The 6,596-nt window shown below is 69.8% G+C and carries 8 protein-coding genes; all 8 read left to right on the forward strand.

Annotated features, from left to right (window positions below):
* The first annotated feature begins 69 nt into the window (after nucleotides 1-69).
* A complete protein-coding gene (gene rpmH, locus ABZT18_RS26200) occupies nucleotides 70-207 on the forward strand; it encodes a 50S ribosomal protein L34 (RefSeq protein WP_007453904.1) in 138 nt (45 codons plus the stop codon).
* Nucleotides 208-241: 34 nt separating this feature from the next.
* Nucleotides 242-658 (forward strand): ribonuclease P protein component, encoded by a 417-nt coding sequence (rnpA, locus tag ABZT18_RS26205; RefSeq protein ID WP_354992986.1) that lies wholly within the window; start codon nucleotides 242-244, stop codon nucleotides 656-658.
* Nucleotides 655-951, forward strand: a complete 297-nt coding sequence (gene yidD / locus ABZT18_RS26210) for a membrane protein insertion efficiency factor YidD (RefSeq protein WP_354992987.1) — start codon at nucleotides 655-657, stop codon at nucleotides 949-951. Before rnpA ends, yidD begins: the two co-directional genes overlap by 4 nt.
* Nucleotides 948-1,937, forward strand: coding sequence for a membrane protein insertase YidC (yidC, locus tag ABZT18_RS26215; RefSeq protein ID WP_354992988.1), 990 nt, complete (start codon nucleotides 948-950; stop codon nucleotides 1,935-1,937). The genes yidD and yidC overlap by 4 nt, the downstream gene beginning before the upstream one ends.
* A gap of 215 nt (nucleotides 1,938-2,152) precedes the next feature.
* Entirely contained in the window at nucleotides 2,153-2,782 is a 630-nt protein-coding gene (locus tag ABZT18_RS26220) for a R3H domain-containing nucleic acid-binding protein (protein ID WP_354992989.1), read from the forward strand.
* Between the two features lie 4 nt (nucleotides 2,783-2,786).
* A complete protein-coding gene (rsmG, locus tag ABZT18_RS26225; protein ID WP_354992990.1) occupies nucleotides 2,787-3,641 on the forward strand; it encodes a 16S rRNA (guanine(527)-N(7))-methyltransferase RsmG in 855 nt (284 codons plus the stop codon).
* A gap of 257 nt (nucleotides 3,642-3,898) precedes the next feature.
* The gene (locus tag ABZT18_RS26230; protein WP_354992991.1) at nucleotides 3,899-5,212 is read left to right on the forward strand and encodes an AAA family ATPase; all 1,314 of its coding nucleotides are present in this window, start codon (nucleotides 3,899-3,901) and stop codon (nucleotides 5,210-5,212) included.
* A 27-nt stretch (nucleotides 5,213-5,239) separates the two neighbouring features.
* Nucleotides 5,240-6,253, forward strand: coding sequence for a ParB/RepB/Spo0J family partition protein (locus ABZT18_RS26235; protein WP_354992992.1), 1,014 nt, complete (start codon nucleotides 5,240-5,242; stop codon nucleotides 6,251-6,253).
* Nucleotides 6,254-6,596: the final 343 nt, after the last annotated feature.

The raw sequence follows: 6,596 nt of genomic DNA on the forward strand, positions 1-6,596 counted from the left end.
GGGCCTGGACCACCACACGACCCCGGCGATCCCGTCGCGCGGGGCGCGTACGAAAACGGAGAGCCTGACGTGAGCAAGCGCACCTACCAGCCGAACAACCGCCGGCGCGCGAAGACCCACGGCTTCCGGCTGCGCATGCGCACCCGTGCCGGCCGTGCCATCCTTTCGAGCCGTCGCGCCAAGGGTCGCACCACCCTGTCGGCCTGAGCCGATCGGGCCGGTCCAGGGGACGTGGGCAGTCGTGCTGGCAGCCGCGCAGCGACTGCGGCGCAGCACTGACTTCGCCGCAGCGGTTCGCGGTGGCCGACGCGCCGGACGTGGCGTCGTCGTGGTCCACCTGACCGTGCCGGTGACCGCCGATCCCAGCACACCGACCTCGCCGGAGCCGGTGCGGGACGATGGTGCGGAGCAGTTGTCCGTGCCGTCCCGCGCCGGCTTCGTCGTGTCCAAGGCTGTCGGCAACGCGGTGACCCGCAACCGGGTCCGGCGCCGACTGCGGGCACTGGTCCGGGAACGGTTGATCGACCTGCCGGCTGGCAGCACCCTGGTCATCCGGGCGCTCCCCGCAGCGGCGGAGGCGTCCTACCCCCGGCTCGCCACGGACCTGGACGCCGCCATCACGGTCGCCCGATCGCCCCGCGAGCGGCGGTCCCGATGAGCGACAGCGACCAGACCAGCACGCGCCCGCCGACAACCGGTGCCAAGGTGCTGATCGCGCCCATCATCGCGTACCGTCGGTGGATAAGTCCGGCACTGCCGGCCCGCTGTCGGTTCTACCCGTCGTGCAGTGCGTACGCCCAGGAGGCAGTGGGCCGGCACGGCGCGCTCCGGGGAGCCGCGCTGGCGGTCCGGCGGCTGTTGCGTTGCCACCCCTTTCACCCTGGTGGATATGACCCGGTGCCGGAGCCGGGCGGCCGCCGCCGTGCTGATGTGACTGGAGCCCAGAATTGAGTCTCGACTGGATCTACTACGCGATTTCGTGGATCCTGCTGACCTGGCACTCTGCCTGGGACGCCATCGGGGTGCCGGTCGGCGCGGTGCTCGGCACCAACTTCGCCTGGATCCTGTCCATCGTCTTCCTGGTGGTCACCGTCCGGGTGATCCTGTTCCCGGTCTTCGTCAAGCAGATCAAGTCGCAGCGTGCGATGCAGGCGCTCCAGCCCAAGGTCAAGGAGCTTCAGGAGAAGCACAAGGGTGACCGGGAGACGCTCCAGAAAGAAATGATGGAGCTCTACAAGAAGGAGAAGGCCAACCCGCTGATGGGTTGCCTTCCGATGTTCCTTCAGATCCCCGTCTTCCTGGGCCTCTTCCACGTGCTGCGCCGGCTCGACCCGGACAAGCAGAACAAGACCCTCTACGGCTGGACCGTCGACCAGTTCCAGAGCGCCTCACAGGCGAAGCTCTTCACCGCCCCGATCGCCGGCAAGTTCGGCTCCACGGCCGACGAGCTGGCCAGCCTGGGCGCCAACGGCAGCACCGTCAAGATCATTGCTGGCGTGCTGGTCCTGATCATGATCGGCACCACCTACCTGACCAGCCGTCAGATGATCCTCAAGACCGGCTGGGCCGAGGACCCGCAGCAGCGGATGATCCAGCGCCTGATGCTCTACGGCATCCCCGCGTCGCTGCTGATCTCCGGCGCGATCTTCCCGATCGGCGTGATCATCTACTGGGTCACCAACAACCTCTTCACCCTCGGCCAGCAGCAGTGGGTGCTGCGGAAGTTCCCGCCGCCGGTGACCGCCAAGAAGGCCGTCGCGCCCGCCGCCACCCGCAACCCGGTGCAGCCCGCCAAGTCCGGTGGCCTGTTCGGTCGTGGCAAGTCGGCCCCGCTGGCGCCGGTCAAGGCGACCGCGCCCAAGGTGGCCGGGCCGAAGCCGGGCGCCAAGCCGATGAACAACCCGAAGAAGAGCCGCCCCGCCAAGCGGCAGGGCTGACCTGTAAAGGGCCGTCGCCGGGTGACCGGCGGCGGCCCGTTCCGCACCGTGCAGCCGCCGTACGGCCGGCGCCGGGCGGAACCGACCGCGCACCGCGCGGCCACGGGCGACACTGCCCGTACTAGACGTGCCCGTGGGCACCGGCGACCTCCCGCCGGCCCCCGGGAAACCAGTCGGACCCGACGGTCCGGCCGACCGAGTACGGAGATGAGACCGTGACCGAGACCAGCATCCCCCACGCCGAGCAGTCCCTGGACGAGGAGGAGACCGCGACGCTCGCGGTGGACGGCGACGACACCGAGGCTGACGACGCCGAGGGCGACGACGCCGAGGGCGACGACGCCGATACCGCCACCGGCACCCGGGTGAAGAAGGCTGTGAGCGAGGGCGACCTGTTCCGGCAGAGCGAGATCGCGGCCGACTACGTCGAGGGGCTGCTGGACATCCTCGACTACGACGGCGACATCGACGAGCTGGTTGCCGCCGGCCGCCCGATGGTCGAGGTGGTTGGCGAGCGGCTGCAGAATCTGGTCGGTCAGCGTGGGGCCACCCTGGAGGCGCTCCAGGAGCTGAGCCGCCTTGCCGTCTTCCGGCAGACCGGAACGCCGAGCCGTCTGCTGCTCGACGTCGGCGGCTACCGGGCGAACCGCCGCAAGGAACTCGCCGCGGTCGCCAAGAACGCCGTCGAGAAGGTCAAGGAGTACGGCGAGCCGGTCCGGCTGGACGCGATGTCCGCGTTCGAGCGCAAGTGCGTGCACGACGTGGTCAACGCCATGTCGGGAGTGGCGAGCGAATCCGAGGGTGTGGAGCCGAACCGGCGCATCGTCGTACGGCCGGCGGACTGACCGGGTGACCCACGACGACATCACGGCCGATGCCGTGACCGGCCCGGGCGGCACGCCGCCCGGGCCGTCCCCTGTCCGGCCTGCCACCCCCGACGCTGACGTCGACTCACCTCGGCACGACACTGCCCCGTCGCCAGCCGACGCGGCACTGCCGCCCGAGTTGGCACCGGCCGCACTGACCCTCTTTGGCGATCGTCTCGACCTGGCCGCCGCGTACGCCGAGCTGTTGGCCACCGACGGGGTGGTCCGCGGTCTGATCGGCCCCCGGGAGGCACCCCGCATCTGGGATCGGCACCTGCTCAACTGTGCTGCGGTCGCCGAGCGCATTCCGTCCGGCGCGACCGTGCTCGACGTCGGCTCCGGCGCCGGTCTACCGGGTCTGGTGCTTGCCATCGCGCGCCCGGACCTCACGGTCACCCTGATCGAGCCCCTCGCCCGACGGACGTCGTTCCTGATCGAGGTCGTCGAGCGACTCGGCCTGACCAGGTCGGTGCGGGTGTTCCGCGGTCGCGCCGACGAGGCGGCCACCGGATCGAGCGGCCGGGAACCGATCAGCGGAGAGGTGGTGACCTCCCGCGCGGTCGCGCCACTGGATCGACTGGCGGGTTGGTGCCTGCCCCTGGCGGTTCGTGGTGGCCGTCTGCTGGCGCTCAAGGGTTCGTCCGCCGCGGCCGAGATCGAGGAGCATGCCGAGGTGGTTTCGCGACTCGGTGGCGGGGAGCCGGCGGTGCACCTCTGCGGCATCGGGGTGATCGATCCGCCCGCCACGGTCGTGGAGATCGTGCGCGAGCGGATGGTTGGCCCTGCGCGCCCGGCGGCCAACAAGCGCTCCCGGGGCGGACACTCCCGCCGACGCTGACACTTTGCGCCATCGGGCTTCCGGCCGGTGGGTTGCCTCGTTGTACCGGTACGGATGGACGAGGAGATGAGAACCCGACGTGGACCTTCCGCGCCCGTCCGCCGTAGGCTGACCGCGCGTCGATAGTGTGGAGCGGGCGACGAGACGTCGCGGGTCTCCGACCGCTCCCGAGGGCCGTACGCTCCGGGTTGCGAGCGTGGGTGCGGCCAAGTTGACCGAGGCGCGGACCGACCATCCGAAGCGGGCAGGGATGACAGGTGCATGACGACGGCAGGTACGACGATCCACGCGTGACCGGGTCAACCAGCGATCCCGTTTCACGTGAAACCGACTACCCGAGCTGGTCGCCCGGCGCGACCGGGCCTGCGGACGGCGATCCGCCGGCAGTTCGCGACGAGCCTGCGGGCTCGGGGCAGCCGGAGGGATCAGCCACCCCGGAGCCGACGACTGTTCGTCGGACGCCGGAGGGGTTGAGTCGACCGGTGAACGCCGCCGAGGTGCGGCCGACCTCAGGGCGACGCAACACCGCCGCAGCAGTTCGGTTCGAGCCTGCGGTCCCGCACCAACCCACCGCGGCGGTTGCTCGCGACGCCGCGCCGGTGATCGCCGCCGCGCCGGTCGCTTCGACCGAGTCCCTGGCCGCCGTGGCGGCCGACCCCACGTACGTTTCACGTGAAACCCCGACGCGCGAAGAGGATGACCCACCGTTGGCTATGGAGGCGATGCGCGCCGTGCAGATCCTGAATCCCAGTGGCGAGGTGACCATGCCTCGGCCGGACCGGACACGGGTCATGTGCGTCGCCAACCAGAAGGGCGGCGTGGGTAAGACCACCAGCACCGTCAACCTTGCGGTGGCGCTTGCCCTGCACGGCAACCGGGTGCTCGTGGTGGACCTCGACCCGCAGGGCAATGCCTCGACCGGGCTCAACGTCCCGCATCACACCGGCATCCCAGACGTCTACGACTGCCTGATCAACAGCGTGCCGCTGGCCGAGGTGGCGCAGGCGGTCGAGGGCATCCCCAACCTGTGGTGCGTACCCGCGACCATCGACCTGGCCGGTGCGGAGATCGAGCTGGTGTCGGTGGTGGCACGGGAGTCGCGCCTGGACCGGGCGATCACCGCCTACCCGGGCGAGTTCGACTACGTCTTCATCGACTGCCCGCCCTCGCTCGGTTTGCTCACGGTCAACGCCCTGGTTGCCGCCCAGGAGGTGCTGATTCCGATCCAGTGCGAGTACTACGCCCTGGAAGGGCTCAACCAGCTGATCAACAACATCAACCTGGTGCGCCAACACCTCAACCCGAAGCTCGATGTCTCCACCATCCTGCTGACCATGTACGACCGCCGTACCCGGTTGGCCGACGCCGTCGAGCAGGACGTCCGGAACCACTTCGGCGACAAGGTCCTTCAGGCGGTCATCCCCCGCAACGTCCGGGTCTCCGAGGCACCCAGCTACGGCCAGTCTGTGATGACCTACGATCCCGGTTCGCGGGGGGCGACGAGTTACTTCGAAGCCGCCCAGGAGATTGCCGAGCGGGGCGTCAAGGAGCCGGTGGGCCGGAATGCGTAGTGCGGACGAGTTGCTGGGAGGCGTGGCATGAAGAACCGTCCTCGGGGCGGTCTGGGTAAGGGCCTGGGGGCTCTGATCCCGACCGGGCCGGCGCCGAGTGCCGCCGGCACCATGACGGCCGAACCGGAGAATGAGTACGTGGACGATGCGGTCGCCGCAGCCGTCCCCGCGCTGTCCGTCGGGGTGCCAGCCCAGGAGCCGGAGCCCACGCTCAGTCCGGTACCCGGCGCCCGATTCGCTGAGATCCCGGTCGACGCGATCCTGCCCAACCCGAAGCAGCCCCGCCAGGTCTTCGACGAAGATGCGCTGGAGGAGCTCAAGACCTCCATCCAGGAGGTCGGCTTTCTCCAGCCCATCGTCGTCCGGCAGCTCGACGGCGAGAAGTACGAACTGGTCATGGGCGAGAGGCGTTGGCGGGCCGCCCAGGCGGTGGGGCGGGAAAATATCCCGGCGATTATCCGGGATACCCGTGATGACGCCATGCTCCGCGACGCCCTCCTGGAGAACATCCACCGGGCCAACCTGAACCCGCTCGAAGAGGCCGCCGCCTATCAGCAGCTGCTGGAGGAGTTCGGGGCCACCCACGAGGAGCTGGCCCGCCGGATCGGCCGGAGTCGTCCACAGATCTCCAACACGATCCGGCTGCTGAACCTGCCGGCCCAGGTTCAGCGTCGGGTCGCTGCGGGGATCCTGTCGGCGGGCCACGCTCGCGCTCTGCTGAGCCTCGACGAGGCAGAGGCGCAGGAGCAGTTGGCGTTGCGGATCGTGGCCGAGGGCCTGTCGGTTCGGGCGACCGAGGAGATTGTGGCCCTGGCCCTGAACGATGGGCCGGCCAAGGGTCAGGCCGCCAAGCGGCGACCGAAGGCGCACGCGCCGGCCCTGACCGATCTCGCCGATCGGCTGTCCGACCGGTTCGACACCCGGGTGAAGGTGGACATCGGTCGGAGCAAAGGCAAGATCACGATTGAGTTCGCGACGGTGGACGACCTCGAGCGAATCGTGGGAATCATCGGAGTGCAGCAGGAGGAGAGCGGGGACTGAGCCCTCTCTTCGCCTGCGGCCGCGCACCCCTCCGGGTAGCGCGGCCGTTCTGCATCCGGCCTCCCCGCGTTTCACGTGAAACAGCGATGCCACTTCGCGCTCGGTCGGGGCGCTGTGAACGCCCGCAAGGCGTCGCTGCCGACTCGCTCAGGGCCCGCTGCGCGCCACCGGTCTGTTTCACGTGAAACAGAGGTCGCCGAGGGGTGCGGCGCGCCCGCCGACTGAGGATGACCATGAGCCCCCTTGCAGGCTCGATCGCGGAGCGCAGCCCGGCCAGATCGTCCGGCAGGTCGGCGGCGGTCAGCGACGTACGGACCGCCGACATTCCGCAGCCGATGTCCAC

It is taken from the genome of Micromonospora sp. NPDC005291 (assembly GCF_040607415.1).
In the GTDB taxonomy this organism is placed as follows: Bacteria; Actinomycetota; Actinomycetes; order Mycobacteriales; family Micromonosporaceae; genus Micromonospora.

Bases quoted from the DNA above. Each gene is read 5' to 3' on its own strand.
- yidD (WP_354992987.1), top strand. From the start codon at position 655: ATGAGCGACAGCGACCAGACCAGCACGCGCCCGCCGACAACCGGTGCC.
- ABZT18_RS26235 (WP_354992992.1), top strand. From the start codon at position 5,240: ATGAAGAACCGTCCTCGGGGCGGTCTGGGTAAGGGCCTGGGGGCTCTG.